Annotated in this window: 14 protein-coding genes; 10 read left to right on the top strand and 4 right to left on the bottom strand. The window is 67.5% G+C overall.

The genetic code is table 11. From position 1 onward, the window contains the following. Positions 1–5 precede the first annotated feature (5 nt). On the top strand, positions 6–1511 hold the full coding sequence (locus NI2_RS21025; RefSeq protein ID WP_243749713.1) for an alpha/beta fold hydrolase: 1506 nt from the start codon (positions 6–8) through the stop codon (positions 1509–1511). A gap of 43 nt (positions 1512–1554) precedes the next feature. Here NI2_RS21025 and NI2_RS21020 read toward each other — a convergent pair whose 3' ends face one another. Both NI2_RS21020 and NI2_RS21015 read right to left on the bottom strand, forming a co-directional pair. Then, positions 1555–2199 carry a response regulator gene (locus tag NI2_RS21020; protein WP_067493207.1) on the bottom strand — a complete coding sequence of 215 codons (645 nt, stop codon included), beginning with the start codon at positions 2197–2199 and terminating at the stop codon, positions 1555–1557. Next, positions 2187–3434 carry a sensor histidine kinase gene (locus NI2_RS21015; protein ID WP_067493205.1) on the bottom strand — a complete coding sequence of 416 codons (1248 nt, stop codon included), beginning with the start codon at positions 3432–3434 and terminating at the stop codon, positions 2187–2189. The genes NI2_RS21020 and NI2_RS21015 overlap by 13 nt, the downstream gene beginning before the upstream one ends. A gap of 138 nt (positions 3435–3572) precedes the next feature. Here NI2_RS21015 and NI2_RS21010 point away from each other — a divergent pair, with 138 nt between their 5' ends. Then, entirely contained in the window at positions 3573–4406 is an 834-nt protein-coding gene (locus tag NI2_RS21010; protein WP_067493444.1) for an SDR family oxidoreductase, read from the top strand. A 3-nt stretch (positions 4407–4409) separates the two neighbouring features. On the opposite strand, the gene NI2_RS21005 is transcribed toward NI2_RS21010, so the two are convergent. Next, a complete protein-coding gene (locus tag NI2_RS21005; protein ID WP_243749714.1) occupies positions 4410–4664 on the bottom strand; it encodes an SDR family NAD(P)-dependent oxidoreductase in 255 nt (84 codons plus the stop codon). Positions 4665–4827: 163 nt separating this feature from the next. On the opposite strand from NI2_RS21005, the gene NI2_RS21000 reads away from it, so the two are divergent. The 3 genes from NI2_RS21000 to NI2_RS20995 all read left to right on the top strand — a co-directional run bounded on the left by NI2_RS21000 (position 4828) and on the right by NI2_RS20995 (position 6691). Continuing rightward, on the top strand, positions 4828–5283 hold the full coding sequence (locus tag NI2_RS21000; protein WP_133733803.1) for a competence protein CoiA family protein: 456 nt from the start codon (positions 4828–4830) through the stop codon (positions 5281–5283). Beyond that, the gene (locus NI2_RS33935; RefSeq protein ID WP_133733804.1) at positions 5284–6081 is read left to right on the top strand and encodes a hypothetical protein; all 798 of its coding nucleotides are present in this window, start codon (positions 5284–5286) and stop codon (positions 6079–6081) included. It abuts the gene before it with no gap. Between the two features lie 175 nt (positions 6082–6256). Continuing rightward, entirely contained in the window at positions 6257–6691 is a 435-nt protein-coding gene (locus NI2_RS20995) for a VOC family protein (protein ID WP_067493442.1), read from the top strand. Here the strand turns inward: NI2_RS20995 and NI2_RS20990 are convergent. Next, on the bottom strand, positions 6637–7182 hold the full coding sequence (locus NI2_RS20990) for a DinB family protein (RefSeq protein WP_084476576.1): 546 nt from the start codon (positions 7180–7182) through the stop codon (positions 6637–6639). The two genes, NI2_RS20995 and NI2_RS20990, sit on opposite strands and share 55 nt — an antisense overlap. A gap of 37 nt (positions 7183–7219) precedes the next feature. Between NI2_RS20990 and NI2_RS20985 the strand changes: the two genes are divergently transcribed. The 5 genes from NI2_RS20985 to NI2_RS20965 all read left to right on the top strand — a co-directional run bounded on the left by NI2_RS20985 (position 7220) and on the right by NI2_RS20965 (position 14999). Further along, complete coding sequence (locus tag NI2_RS20985) at positions 7220–7714, top strand: Lrp/AsnC family transcriptional regulator (RefSeq protein WP_067493199.1); 495 nt, start codon at positions 7220–7222, stop codon at positions 7712–7714. Between the two features lie 157 nt (positions 7715–7871). Beyond that, on the top strand, positions 7872–11339 hold the full coding sequence (locus NI2_RS20980) for an indolepyruvate ferredoxin oxidoreductase family protein (RefSeq protein WP_067493440.1): 3468 nt from the start codon (positions 7872–7874) through the stop codon (positions 11337–11339). A gap of 115 nt (positions 11340–11454) precedes the next feature. Continuing rightward, complete coding sequence (locus NI2_RS20975) at positions 11455–12534, top strand: Glu/Leu/Phe/Val dehydrogenase dimerization domain-containing protein (protein WP_067493197.1); 1080 nt, start codon at positions 11455–11457, stop codon at positions 12532–12534. Between the two features lie 29 nt (positions 12535–12563). After that, complete coding sequence (locus tag NI2_RS20970) at positions 12564–14057, top strand: amino acid permease (RefSeq protein WP_067493195.1); 1494 nt, start codon at positions 12564–12566, stop codon at positions 14055–14057. Between the two features lie 90 nt (positions 14058–14147). Then, positions 14148–14999: a 3-hydroxybutyryl-CoA dehydrogenase gene (locus tag NI2_RS20965; protein WP_067493193.1), complete on the top strand. Its 852-nt coding sequence runs from the start codon at positions 14148–14150 to the stop codon at positions 14997–14999. The last annotated feature ends 8 nt before the right edge of the window (positions 15000–15007 follow it).

Raw genomic sequence — 15007 nt, 5'->3', positions numbered from 1 at the left:
AAACAGTGAAGCGCGCGAAAGGGCTGACGGTCGCCCTGACCGGCCTGATGGCCTGTGCCGCCCTGATCGGCTGTGCCGGTCCCGAGGCAGAGGCGGACCCACCCACCGCGGTGCCGGACCGGTTCACCGGTCAGCAGCTTGAGTGGAAAGACTGCGGGGTTCCGAAACTGGACGAGGCCGGGGCACAGTGCGCCGACGTCACCGTGCCGGTGAACTACGCCGACCCACAGGGTCCGACGCTGACGGTGGCGATCTCCCGGATCGCCGGTACCGACCCCCAGCGCGGCGTCATGCTGTCCAATTCCGGCGGTCCCGGTGGTGAAGGTCTGGACTTCATGGTCGATGTCGGCAAGGCGATGACGCCCGAGGTGCGGGCTCGTTACGACCTGATCGGGATGGACCCGCGTGGTGTCGGGCGCTCGTCGGCCGTCGATTGCAAGTGGCCGGTCGGCTTCGGTTTGCATTCGGCGGGGCTCGACGCGGTCGGCTTCGCGGAATCCGTTGCGATGCAAGGTGATCTGGCCGCCCGTTGTGCCGCGACCGAAGGGGCGCGGCTGCCCCACATCACCACCCGCAACACCGCACGGGACATGGACGTCATCCGCGGCCTTCTCGGCGCGGAGAAGATCAGTTACTTCGGCACCTCGTACGGCACCTACCTCGGTGCGGTGTACATGCAGATGTTCCCCGACCGCAGCGACCGGATGGTGCTCGACAGCGCGGCCGACCCGGACGAGTACGGGCCGGTCGGCATGATGCAGGCCATGGGTCCGCTCAACGAGGCCGCGTTCGACCTGTGGGCGGAGTGGGTCGCGGCGCGCGACGCGGAATACCACTTCGGTACCAGCCGCGCCCAGGTTCGCGAGGCCGTTCGAGCGCTGATCGGACAGGCCGCCGTCACGCCGATCCGATTGAGCGAGTACGAGATCGACGAACACTGGCTGCCGGTGGTGTTGTTCGTCGGGTTGGACAGCCCCGACCAGTACGAGATGGTGGCCCGACAGATCCGGACCATCGCCGACGCCGCCGCGGGCAAACCCGCCCAGCCCGACGAGACACTGGATTCCACCCTCGGATTCGCCTTGAAGGCACGGCCGAAAGACAATTCGTCGCAGATGGCGATCATGTGCGGTGACGTGGCCACGCCGCGCGATCCCGAGTTCTACCGGCGCAATATCGAGGCCGCCCGCGCCACCCAGCCGCTGTTCGCCGGGTTCACCAACAACATCACTCCGTGCGCGTTCTGGGCGCCGCCCGTCGAACCGGCCACGGTGGTGCGCAACTCGGTGCCTGCGCTGATCGTGCAGTCCACCGGTGACACCAGGACCACCTACGACGGGGCTGTAGCCCTGCACGAGGATCTGAGCGCTTCCCGCATGGTCACCCTGCAGGATGTGCCGATCCACTGGATCTTCGGGCGATACCCGAACTCCTGCGTGTACTCGGCGGTGAACACCTACTTCCGCGACGGCACACTGCCCGCCGACGACATAACCTGTCGAGCCGACTGACCAAAATCGGGTGTGGCCCTGAATCCCCCACGGGTTCAGGGCTTCACGCGTTCAAATAGGCAAGCACGGCGAGAACCCGACGATGCCCGACGTCCTCGGCAGACAGTCCCAGCTTCGCGAAGATGCTCCGAATGTGTTTGTGCACAGCGCCTTCGCTGACCACCAACCGCTCGGCGATGGTCGCGTTGTTGTGGCCCTCCGCCATCAGCGCGAGCACCTCGCGCTCGCGGGCGGTCAGCGCGGCCATCGGGTCGTCGGCCTTGCGGCGCACCAGCAGTTGCGAGATCACCTCGGGGTCCATGGCGGTGCCACCGGCCGCGACCCGGCGCAGCGAATCGAGGAAGCGATCGACCTTGCCGACCCGCTCCTTGAGCAGATAGCCGACACCGCCCATCCCGTCGCCGAGCAGTTCCGCGGCATAGCTGTCCTCCACCCAGGACGACAGCACCAGCACGGGCAGCCCGGGGTGCAGTTTGCGTGCGCTGACGGCCGCGCGTAAGCCGTCGTCGGTGAATGTGGGCGGCAGGCGCACATCGACGACCACCGCGTCCGGGCGATCAGCGGCCACCGCCGTGAGGAAGTCGTCGGCGTTGTCCACGGCGGCGACCACCTCGATACCCGCGGTGCTCAGCAGCAGCACCAGCCCCTCGCGCAGCAGGGCATTGTCCTCGGCGATCATGACCCGCACGGCAACTCCACCCGCACTACAGTAGGGCCACCGGGTGGACTGGTCAGCGTCATCCGGCCGTCGAGTGCCTCGGCCCTGCGCCGGATTCCGGCCAGCCCGCCGTCGTAGGTTTCCACGGCGCCGCCCACGCCGTCGTCGCGGATCTCGATCGTCAACAGCTCGGGCGCACCGCCCAGCACCAGTGAGATGCCGGTGGCACCGGAATGCTTGGTGGCGTTGGTGAGTGCCTCGGTGATGACGAAGTACGCCGCCGCCTCCACCGCGGCGGGGCGCCTGCCGACCTCGTGGAGGTCGAGCGTGCAGGGGATCGGGTTGCGAGCTGCCACGGCCGCGACGGCACTGGCCAGTCCGCGGTCGGCGAGCACCGGCGGGTACACGTTGCGCACCACATCACGCAGCTCGGCCAGCGCGGCCGTCGCGGTGTCCTGCGCCTTGCGCACGAGCTCGCGCGCGGTGTCCGGGTCCTGGTCGCGCAGCTGGTCGGCCAGTCCGAGCTGCATGATCACCGCCGCGAGGCGGGCCTGCGCGCCGTCGTGCAGGTCGCGTTCGATGCGGCGCAGCTCGGCGCCGTGCGCGTCGAGCGCGGCGGCGCGGGTGGCGGTGAGGGCCGCGACCCGGTCTGCCAGCAGGGCGCCCTCGGGTGGTTTCAGCAGGGCGCGGGTGGCCATCGCCTGCCAGCGCGCGGCGACGGGGAGTTGCAGGGTCACCAGGGCCACCGGGATCGCGAGGACGAAGCTCAGTATCGCCCTCGGCCACGAGTCGACCGCGAATCCGAAACTGGCGAACTCCTCCCCCGGCGGCATCAGCTGCCAGAATGCGGGGATCGTCAGCTGGATGAGGGTGCTGAGCGGGAGGGCGAGGGCGAATACGGCGAGGTAGAGGCCGGTCAGCGCGTGGGCGACCAGCCAGCCGAAGTCCCGGCGGTTCGCCGGATCGGTGAACACCGTCGCGACTCGCTGCCGCAGCCCACCGGTGAACGGCTGATAGGCCCGCACCGCGGGCTCACCGAGGTAGCGTGCCGCTCGGCGCCGATCGAACGACACCAACGGGCGGACCAGCCGAACAGCCTCGGGCAGGGCCGGTATCCCGACCCCGATCAGGCAAAAGGCGCCGACGATCAGCAGGCCGACCACCGCGAACAGCGCGAGCAGAGCGGTGACGCCACCGACCGCCAGGTACCAGACAGCGCCCGGCAACCGCCGTGCTTTGTCTCGCGCCGAGCGCAGGGCCTTCATCACCTCGCCATGCTGTCAGAACGGGACGCGACCGTGCCCGGCCGGTGCGCCGTCGGCACCGACTCCGAACCCTTGACCCCAAGTCGAGTTGAGGTCTTAGCGTGGCGTTCGTCGATCACCACGCGAGAGGACATGCTCATGATTCTGGTTACCGGGGCCACCGGAAATATCGGCGGCCCGTTGCTGAAAGAGTTGCGGGCGTTCAGCTCCGAGCCGATCAGGGCACTCACTCGTGATCCTTCCGGAGCTGCCTTCCCGGCGGGGGTCGAGGCGGTCGAGGGCGACCTGGCCGACCCAGCCTCGGTGCCGACGGCGCTGGAGGGGGTGCGGTCGATGTTCCTCGTGACGGGGATCGGGCCGGACGCCGAGATCATCGACCGCGCCCGTCGAGCCGGTGTCGAGCATGTGGTTCTGGTGTCGTCGATCACCGTGGAGACCCACCCTCACCTCGGTCCCGCAGTCGACAAGGCGTCGGTGGAGAAGATTCTCGAGGCCAGTGGGATGGATTGGACGATTCTGCGGCCGACGCAGTTCGCGTCCAATGCGCTCATGTGGGCGCCGACCATCCAGGCGGGGCAGCCCGTCCAGCTGCCCTACGCCGATGTCGGGCTCCCCACGATTCATCCCGCCGATATCGCCTCGGTGGTCCGGGTCGCGCTGACCGAACCCGGGCACCGAGGGCAACGGTATGCGCTCACCGGCCCCGCACCGGTGAGCGCGCGTCAGCAGGTGACGACCATCGCCGGGCTGCTGCACCGCGACGTCGAGGTCACCGAGATCACCCGCGAGGAAGCCCGGGCAGGGATGGTCGCGGTCTTCGGGGAGGACGCCGCCGATGCCGTCCTGGATGTCACGGGTGGCGATGTCGACGACGCGCTGCTGCGGGTGCGTGACACCGTCACGCGGGTGACGGGGTCGGCGGCCAGGACCTTCGAGCAGTGGGCCGAGGAGAACATCGAGTCCTTCCGGTGAGGGTCACCGGTTGGGGAACGAGCCGACGAGTCCGCCGTCGATGACGAGGTCCTGCCCGGTGATGTAGGAGGCGTCGTGGGAAGCCAGAAAAGCCACCGCCGCAGCGACTTCCGCGCCGTGACCGACGGCGCCCAGCGGTACCTGTGCGGCGTTGCGTGCGTCGGCCTCCGGATCGGTGGTGGCGTCGCGGTACATCTGGGTGTCGATGAAGCCGGGACTCACCGAGTTGACGCGGCCCGAGTCAGCGGATTCCTGCACTGGTTCGCCGGTCGATGCCAGGGAGCGGATCGGCGGCGGCCGCACGAATTGATTTGGTGCCTAACGTCGAACTCGATGTTCTTGTCAGAGGCTCGAGTTACCTTGAGGCGGTCGGCCATTCGTTAAGCAGGGGTGCTCGATGGGGGACAACCAAGATCTGTGCGTGGCGTACAAGATGAACGCGGCGCTAGACCCGTATCGCGACCATCTCATCGACATTCGCATCGATGAGAACTGGGAGCAGTGGCACGGAATCGGGAAGCCGGGTCTGCGTTGCGTGCTCTGCCGCCGCGTCGTCACGCCGTTCCTGTCCACCCAGAGAAACCGGTTCGTTCGCCACGAGAGCGGAGAAGGTACCTCGGCTTCCACGTCTGCGAAGAGGACTGCGCACGAGTCATTTCTGCACCAGCGATGCAAGTACTGGGTCGCTGACCAGTTGCGCGAGGCCGGCGCGATCGCTGAAGTCGAACAGCAACTCGGTGACCGCCGCCCTGATGTGCTCGCGATACGTGACGGCCGACGGTTCGCAGTCGAAGTCCAATGGTCCTCGCTGAGCTTCGCTGCCGCTCAGGAGCGAACGGCAGATCTTCGACGCGCCGGCGCCGACGAGGTCATGTGATTGACCCGCGGCTATACGTGGGTCGAGAAGCTGCCCACGCTCGGCCTTCACGGGTTCAAGCCCGGCGGCGATGGCTACAGAACCGAGTTCGGCTTCCTTGCGCTCACCCCGAGCGGTGGACTCAGGACAGCCATCCGGCCAGTGCGGCAGGCATTGCATCAATGGCTCGACGGCGAGATCGCGTGGGCCTATCGAGACTCCGAGAAGGCGGGATGGGCCACCGTGCAGGACTGGGCGCAGTACACCAAGCAGCAGGCAGAGAAGATCGAGCGACTTGGCAGTGAACTCGGCAAGGCGACGGACAAGATCGAGCGGCTCAGCACGACAGTGCGCAAGCAGAGCGCGCGGATCGAGGCGGTGGAATCAGATCTGAAGAGCGCCAAGGCCGAGCTGTCGCTCGAGCAGGACAAGGTCGAAAAGGCAAGCGCCAAAAGGCCCGTGATGCTGCAACGTTCGAGAGGCTCGGTCGCTGATAGAGAAGGCCATCGGTCAGCGCGACCAGCACGCCGGGGCGGCCTCCGCTCTGGAAGCCCAACTCGAAGCCGAGCGCGAGGCGCACAATCGCACCGCGGCTGCGTTGGTTTGGCGCGCGAGGCTGGTGAAGGTTCTGCTCGCCGCCTGTCTCGTACTGGCGGTTCTCGTTCTGCTCAGCAGCAATTGATCTCTAGGCATCAATGTCAAGGAAGTATGGACCGGTCAGGAGGACCGATTGCGACTGAGAATGCAGCTGAATCAGTTCGGTGCTTTGTGCATCGAATGCCAAGAGGGCGTCGGATCGGGCGGCGGATTCATCTTTAAGCCGGGGTCGAGCAACCGCGTCCTGTGCTTGGACTGTGCGTACCTCCAGTGTGGTCGATCCCGTGGCCTGATCGCGCAGCCACCCAGCGCGCCGTTGGACTGATGCTGTCGGCGACGATGGTATGCACCGCGCGATCGCGGATTCGGTGCGGCGATGCACCCTACGATGAACCGCATGGCAGTCAGCATGAGCAATGTCGGCATCGTCGTCGAGGATCTCGGGGTGGCGATCGAGTTCTTCCAGGAGCTCGGTTTGGAGCTCGAGGGGCGGGCCGTGGTGGCGGGCGAGTGGGCCGGGCGGGTGACCGGGCTCGGGGACCAGCGGGTCGAGATCGCCATGATGCACACGCCGGATGGGCACAGTCGGCTCGAACTCTCGCGTTTTCTCGAGCCCGAGGTGGTCGCCGATCACCGCACGGCCCCGGTGAACGCGCTGGGCTATCTGCGGGTCATGTTCCAGGTGGACGACCTCGACGACACACTCGAACGCTTGCGCAAGCACGGTGCGCGGGTGGTCGACGAGGTGGTGCGGTACGAGGATGTCTATCGGCTCTGCTACGTGCGCGGTCCCGAAGGGTTGCTGATCGGGCTGGCCGAAGAATTGGGGTAGGCGTGCGATGAGTTCCACCGGATCTGCTCGCGAAGAATATCGCCGTGGCCTGCGTGTCTGGCGAACTCCTCGATCATGGCGAGCAGTGTCCAGCGCATGCTGACCCTTCCCTCGCCGGGGATGTCGAGGATGTCGTCGAGGTCGAAGCGGGCGGCGATGTCGCGGGAGCGGCGACTCGCGCGTTCGAACTCGGCGATGACGTCGTCCAGCGATTCGTCGTCGGACACGGCGAACGTACCTTCGTCGCGGCGCGAGTACCCGTCACATTCGGACTCCGCGAGCCCGGCCCAGAACCGCTGAAACCAGATCCGTTCCGCACCCGCGGCGTGCTTGAGGAGCGAGATCGGCGTGGTGAGCGATGGGACGAGACGTCTGCGCGCGTCGGTTTCCGACAACCCGCGCGCGGTATCGATGAGCGCTTCGCGGTTGCGGTCGAGCATATTCTCGAGGAGCAGCCGCTCCCCACCATCGGTGATCCGTTCGGTCTTCATCTCTTTCACTCCATTTCCGTTGTGCCAGAATGCGCGGATGGCCATCAAGTTCGATGCTGTCGACGCCGCGTTGCTCGCCGAGCTGGCGCGGGATCCCCGGGCGCCGATTCTCGAACTGGCGCAGCGGCTCGGGATCGCGCGCAACACGGTGCAGGCGCGGATGAAGCGGCTCGAATCCTCGGGGGCGGTACGGGGGTATCCGCCGGATATCGATGTGGCGGCGATCGGGTTCGCGGTGCACGCGTTTCTCGGAATCGAGCTCGATCAGAACAAGATGGACCCGATCATCGAGCGGTTGCGCGACTTCCCGCATGTGCTCGAGGTACACGCGACGACCGGTCGCGCCGATCTGCTGGTCCGGGTGGCCGCGCGCTCACAGCAGGATCTGCTGGAGATCATTCAGCGGGTGCACGCCATCGATGGGGTCAACCATACCGAGACGATGCTCGCGCTGGCTACACCGATCGGGTATCGGAGCCTGCCGCTGGTCGAGGATCTGACGGCACGGCGATCCGACGACGATGTGAGCTAGGTCTCTCGGCTCGAGCAGTTTGACTCATCCGCCTCAGTGTCCTAGATCACTTTTGAGCAGTCTGATCAACTTTTTGTGTGACTGTTGACACAGTTCACCCCTTCACGGCACATTTCGCAGCACGGGTAGCAGTTTTCCTTCGTGCAGTGAGGTGTTCATGACCAGCGTCGTCTGTTCCACCGCCCGACCGCTGGCCGAACCGGCCGGGTCCTACGATCTGGCCGACCGGTATCGGTCCGGCGCGGGTCCGGTCCTGCTCACCGGGGTCCAGGCCATCGCCCGGCTGCTGGTGGAACAGCATGTGCGTGACATCCGCGCCGGGCGCCGGGTCGCGACCTTCGTCTCGGGGTACCAGGGCAGTCCGCTGGGTGGGGTCGACAAGATGCTGCTCGGCATGCCGGAGGTGCTCACCGAACACGACATCACCTTCGTGCCGGGACTCAACGAGGAATTGGCCGCCACTTCGGTGTGGGGCAGCCAGGCCGACCTGCCCGCCGGGCGCCCGACCCACGACGGCGTGCTCGGCGTCTGGTACGGCAAGGGCCCCGGTGTGGACCGGGCGACCGACGCCATCCGCCACGCCAACATGTACGGGGTGAACCCGCGTGGCGGGGTGTTGCTGCTGGTCGGTGACGATCCGTCGTCGAAGTCGTCGACCGTGCCCGCTGTGAGTGAACGTTCGCTGGCCGCGATGGGTGTGCCGGTGTTGTTCCCGCGCAATGCCGAGGAGATCATCACGCTCGGTATGCAGGGCATCGCGCTGTCGCGGGCCTCGGGGTGTGTGGTGGCGTTGAAGATCGTCGCCGATGTCGCCGACGGCGCGTGGACGGTCGACGCCGACGTGGCCGACCTCGCCGTGACGGTGCCCGAGGTGCAGTGGGAGGGACGGCCCTTCACGTATCGGCAGCGCCCGATGGCCGCTCCGACCGACAGCCTGCTCGCCGAGGCGGACCTGTACGGCCCGCGCTGGGCGATGGTGCACGCCTACGGCGCGGCCAATGCCATCGACAGCATCGAGGTGGACCCGCCGGAGGCGAAGGTCGGCATCGCCGCCACCGGAACGACATTCGACGCCGTGCGCCAAGCACTGCTCGAACTCGGCGTCGACGAGGCCGCGATGCACCGGGCCGGAATCCGGTTGCTGCGCATCGGGATGCCCTATCCGATCGGCCCGGCCAAGGTCACCGAGTTCGCCCGTGGACTCGAGGAACTGATCGTGGTCGAGGACAAGACCGCCTTCATCGAGACCCAGATCCGCGAGATCCTCTACGGCACCGAGCACACCCCACGCATCCTCGGCAAGCACGACCAGCGCGGCGCCCGGCTGATGCCGGTCGACGGCGAACTCGACGCCGGGCGGCTGCTCGCCCCGCTGCGCCGGGTGCTGCGCGAGCGCGTCGAGCTGAAAAGAGCTGCGCCGCCCGCACTTCCGCTGGAGGTGCTCAGCACCAAGCGCACGCCGTACTTCTGCAGCGGCTGCCCGCACAACCGGTCCACCGCCCTGCCCGAGGGCTCGATCGGTGGCGGCGGCATCGGCTGTCACACGCTGGTCACCATGTCGGGCCGCGCCGACAGCGCCGTCACCGGGCTGACGCAGATGGGTGGCGAGGGCAGTCAGTGGATCGGGCAGGCACCGTTCACCGATGTGCCGCACCTGTTCCAGAACATCGGCGACGGAACGTTCTTCCATTCCGGGCAGCTGGCCGTGCAGGCGTGCGTGGCGGCGGGGGTGAACATCACCTACAAACTGCTCTACAACGAGGTCGTCGCGATGACCGGGGCGCAGGAGGTGGGCGGCATGCTCACCGTCGCGCAGCTCACCCACAAACTCACCGTGGAGGGCGTGAAGCAGATCATCGTCTGTGCCGACGAGCCGAAGCGGCACAGCAAGCGGGCGCTGGCCGAGGGGACGCTGCTGTGGCATCGTGACCGGCTCGACGAAGCCCAGCGGATGCTGCGCGAGATCGAGGGCGTCACCGTGCTGATCTACGACCAGCACTGCGCCGCCGACGCCCGCAGGCAGCGCAAACGCGGCACACTGCCGGTGCGCAACACCCGCGTGGTGATCAACGAGGCCGTCTGCGAGGGCTGCGGCGATTGCGGCACCAAGTCGAACTGCCTGTCCGTGCAGCCCGTCGACACCGAATTCGGGCGCAAGACCCGCATCGATCAGACCTCCTGCAACACCGACTACAGCTGCCTGGACGGCGACTGCCCATCGTTCGTGACGGTGGAGGTGTCACCCGACAAGCGTGCCGGCCGCAAAATCCTGGAGCCGCCCTCCGTTCCGGATCCGGCACCGGGCGTGCCGCAGCGCACTCAGAACGTGCTCATCGCGGGCATCGGCGGCACCGGCATCGTCACGGTGAACCAGGTGCTGGCTACGGCCGCCCTGCGCGCCGGGTACGAGGTGGAGACGCTTGATCAGATCGGCCTGAGTCAGAAGGCCGGGCCCGTGGTGTCGCATCTGCGGTTCTCGGGCTCGGAGCTCGAACCAGCCAACCGGCTCACCCCGGGCAGCGCGGACTGTCTGCTCGCGGTCGACCTGCTGACCGCCACCGATCCCCGGTACCTGCGCTACGGCAACGCGGCGAGCACGGTGGCCGTGGCGTCGACGAGCAAGACACCGACCGGCGACATGGTGTACGACAAGTCGACGTCCTACCCCGAGACCGATGCCTTGCTGAATCGTCTTGCAGCCGTGACCCGTTCGATCGACCACTTCGACGCACTCGCGGCCGCGGAGACCCTGTTCGGCAACACCGCGGCCGCCAATTTCCTCGTCGTCGGCGCGGCGGTGCAGGCGGGTGGCTTGCGGTTGCCCGTGGCGGCGATCGAGGAAGCCATCGGGATCAACGGGGTCGCCGTGGCGGCCACCCTTGCCGCGTTCCGCTGGGGTCGTGTCGCCGTCGCGGATCCGGCGGCCTTCGCCGCGGCTGTCGATGAGGGGCAGCCGCGGCGGATTCCGCCGACCGCACCGGCTGAGCTGTTGGCCAATACCGGCTTCGAAGGCGAGGTACGACGGATCGTGGAACGGCGAGCCGGTGAGTTGGTCGGCTACCAGAACACGACGGTGGCCCGACGCTACATCGACACGGTCGAAAGCGTCTGGGCGGCAGAACGTTCCGTTACCGAGCGCACCGAGTTCAGCGAGGCGGTAGCACGTGGGCTGTACAAGTTCACCGCGTACAAGGACGAGTACGAAGTGGCGCGGCTACTGGTCGACCCGGCGTTCCTCGCCGAGGTACAGGCCCAGGTGCCGGGTGGCGAGAAGCTCACCTACAAGCTGCACCCGCCCGTCCTGCGCGCCATGGGCCGGAAGAAGAAGATCGGGCTCGCGCCGAAATCCCATCTGGCGCTGAAGGTCCTCGCCAAGGGCAAGTTCCTGCGCGGCACGAAGCTCGACCCGTTCGGCTACGCCCATGTGCGCAAGGTCGAACGCGAACTGCTGGCCCACTACACCGCGATGGTGACGCGGCTCGCCGCCGGGCTGACCGAGGAGAACTACGAGACAGCCACTGCGGCAGCCGCTCTCGCCGACCTCGTGCGCGGCTACGAGGACATCAAACTCGCCAATGTCGAGCTGTACCGCGCCGGGCTGCGCGATCTCGGCATCGACTTCTGAGTGATCACGGCGCCGAATCCATCGGCGCCCGTCAGCGACATCAGGCCGCAGACCCGCGGCACGAACGAACCACCCGGACACGACCCGTGGTGGAGGCAACCGGAAAGGATCGACAGTGACCGTCGCACACCCCGAAGCAGGAGTTTTCGGACGATCGCACGAGTTGAGTGCCCGCGCCCACGAGCAGGTGGTGTTCTGCGAGGACGACAGGTCCGGGCTGAAGGCGATCATCGCCATCCACTCCACGGTGCTCGGCCCCGCCCTCGGCGGCACCCGCTTCTACCCCTACGCCGACGAATCCGCGGCGTTGCAGGACGTGCTGCGACTGTCCTGGGGCATGACCTACAAGGCCGCCGCCGCGGGTGTCGACCTCGGCGGCGGCAAGGCCGTCATCATCGGTGACCCGGCGACGATGAAGAGCGAGGAACTGCTCGCCGCCTACGCGCGCTTCGTCGACACCCTCGGCGGCCGCTACATCACCGCGGGCGATGTGGGCACCACCACCGACGACCTCGACATCATCGGCAGGCACACCCGCTATGTCACCGGCCGCAGCGTCGCCGCGGGCGGCAGCGGTGACAGCGCCCGGCTCACCGCGCTCGGCGTGTTCCAGGCCATGCGCGCGGGCGCCGAATCCGTGTGGGGCGCACCGACACTGGCCGGGCGCACCGTCGGCGTGGAAGGCGTCGGCAAGGTCGGCCGCGAGCTCACCGCCCTGCTGCTCGCCGACGGCGCCGAGGTCTGCGTGACGGATGTGAACGAAGCGGCACTGCGCCGCATCGCCTCCGAGCACCCCGAGGTCCGGCTGCTGTCCACGGTCTCGACCGCACCGGTCGACGTGTACGCCCCCTGCGCGCTCGGCGCCACCCTCACCGCCTCGACCGCCGCGACGATCGAGGCCAAACTCGTCTGCGGCGCGGCCAACAACCAGCTCGCCACCCCCGATGTGGAGCAGGCACTCACCGAACGCGGCATCACCTGGGTCCCCGACTTCGTCGCCAACAGCGGCGGACTCATCCAGGTGGCAGGCGAATTGCGCGCCGCCCCACCCGCCGAGGTGGAAGCCGAAGTCACCGACATCTTCCCGCGCTGCCGCGAGATCATCGCCGCGGCGAAAGCCGACGGTATCGCCACCGGTGCCGCTGCCAATCGGTTCGCCGAACGCCGCCTCGACGCCATCCCCCGCTCGCTCTGAGCGCGCCCGAGTTTCAAGGAGGAGACACAGTGGCGATCACGAGCGGGTTGTTCCGCACGAAATCTGTCGAGCAATCGATCCGGGACACCGACGATCCCGATGCCAAGCTGCGCAAGGACCTGACGGCGAAGGACCTCACGATCTTCGGTGTCGCGGTGGTGATCGGTGCGGGCATCTTCACCCTCACCGCCCGCACCGCGGGCACGGTGGCCGGGCCCGCGGTCTCGCTCGCGTTCGTCTTCGCGGCGATCGCGTGCGGGCTCACCGCCCTCTGCTACGCCGAGTTCGCCTCTACCGTTCCGGTGGCCGGCAGCGCGTACACCTTCGCCTACGCCACCTTCGGTGAGGTGATCGCCTGGATCATCGGCTGGGATCTGATCCTGGAATTCGCGCTCGCGGTCTCCGTGGTCGCCAAGGGCTGGTCGCAATATCTCGGTGACGTGCTCGGCTCGTCGGCACCGGTGGTGCACATCGGGTCGGTGAGTTTCGACTGGGGTGCGGTGGTGATCATCGCGGTGGTCGGCGTGCTGCTGGCCACCGGGACGAAGCTGTCGTCGCGGGTCTCGGCCATCGCCGTCGCCATCAAGCTCGGCGTGATCGCGCTGGTGCTCGTGGTCGGCGCGACCTACTTCAAGCCGTCGAACCTGTCGCCCTACATTCCGCCCGCCGAGCCGTCGGAGAAGGCCGAGGGGCTGCGGCAGTCACTGTTCGCCTTCGTCACCGGGTCCGGCGGCACCAGCTACGGCTGGTACGGCCTGCTCGCCGCCGCCAGCCTGGTGTTCTTCGCCTTCATCGGCTTCGATGTCGTCGCCACCACCGCCGAGGAGACCCGCAACCCGCAGCGCGACATCCCGCGCGGCATCTTGGGTTCGCTGGCCATCGTGACCGTGCTCTACATCGCGGTGTCGCTGGTCCTCACCGGCATGGTCTCCTACACCCAGCTCGCCGACGGAAATGCCACCCTCGCAACAGCGTTCGCCATCCACGGCGCCACCTGGGTGAAGAACATCATCGCCATCGGCGCCCTGGCCGGGCTCTCGACGGTGGTCATGGTGATGTTCCTCGGGCAGACCCGGGTGCTGTTCGCCATGGCCCGCGACGGACTGCTCCCCCGCAGCTTGGCCCAGACCGGTCGCAAGGGCACGCCGGTGCGGCTCACCGTGATCGTCGGTGTGATCTGCGCGCTGCTCGCCGGGTTCGTCGACTTCGGCACGCTCGAGGAAATGGTCAATATCGGCACGCTGGTCGCCTTCGTGCTGGTGGCGGTGGGCGTGCTTGTCCTGCGCCGCACCCGCCCCGACCTGCCGCGCGGGTTCCGCGTGCCGTTCGTCCCGGTTGTTCCGGTCCTCGGCGCGCTGGCCTGCCTGTGGCTGATGGTCAACCTCTCCATCGAGACCTGGCTGCGGTTCATCATCTGGATGGCACTCGGTGTCGTCGTCTACTTCGCCTACGGCCGCAGGCATTCCGTGCTCGGTCGCCGACGACCGGATCCGGACAAGCCGGAATTGACACCAGTGGGATAGGCCACGTTCCACCTCCCCTGGCACTGAGTGCCAGGGGAGGTGAAATAATCGCCGGGACAGCCAGGGAAACGCGATGTTGGGAGTTCTGCAGTGGAGTTGATCGGTGTAATCGGTGGCGGCACGATGGGTGCGGGTATCGCCGAGGTGTGTGCCAAGGCGGGCAGCTCGGTGCTCGTGCTCGAGACCAAGCAGGAGTTCGCCGATGCCGCGCAGCAGCGCATCGCCACCTCGATCAGCAAGGGTGTGGCGCGCGGCAAGATCTCCCAGGAAGACGCCGACGCGGCCATCGCCCGCGTGCGGGTAACCCTGGACATGGACGAGTTCGCCGACCGCGACCTGGTGATCGAGGCCGCCCCGGAGATCGAGTCGCTGAAGTACGAGATCTTCGGCAAGCTGGACAAGATCGTCAAGCCCGAGGGCATCCTGGCCACCAACACCTCCTCGATCCCCGTGATCAAGGTGGCCGGTGCCACGCAGCGCCCCGAGCGCGTGGTCGGCGTGCACTTCTTCAACCCGGTGCCGGTGATGCCGCTGGTCGAGATCATCTCCACCCTGGTCACCGCGCCCGAGGCGGCCGAGGCCGTCACCGACTACGCCAAGAACACCCTCGGCAAGCTGACCGTGCAGGCCGGTGACCGTTCCGGTTTCATCGTCAACGCGCTGCTCATCCCGTACCTGTGCTCCGCGATCCGGATGCTCGAGTCGGGTTACGCCACCGCCGAGGACATCGATACCGCGATGAAGGGCGGCTGCGGTTACCCGATGGGCCCGCTGACGCTGCTCGACACCGTCGGCCTCGACATCGCGCTCGCCGCCGCCGAGTCTCTGTACGCCGAGTTCGCCGAGCCGCACTACGCCCCGCCGGCACTGCTGCGCCGCATGGTCGACGCGGGTCGCCTCGGCCGCAAGACCGGTCGCGGTTTCTACGACTACGCCAAGTGAGAACCTGG

Source organism: Nocardia ignorata NBRC 108230, assembly GCF_001612905.1.
Lineage (GTDB): Bacteria > Actinomycetota > Actinomycetes > Mycobacteriales > Mycobacteriaceae > Nocardia > Nocardia ignorata.
Note: the sequence above shows the minus strand (reverse complement) of the source record. Positions and strands in the feature narration are given on the sequence as shown.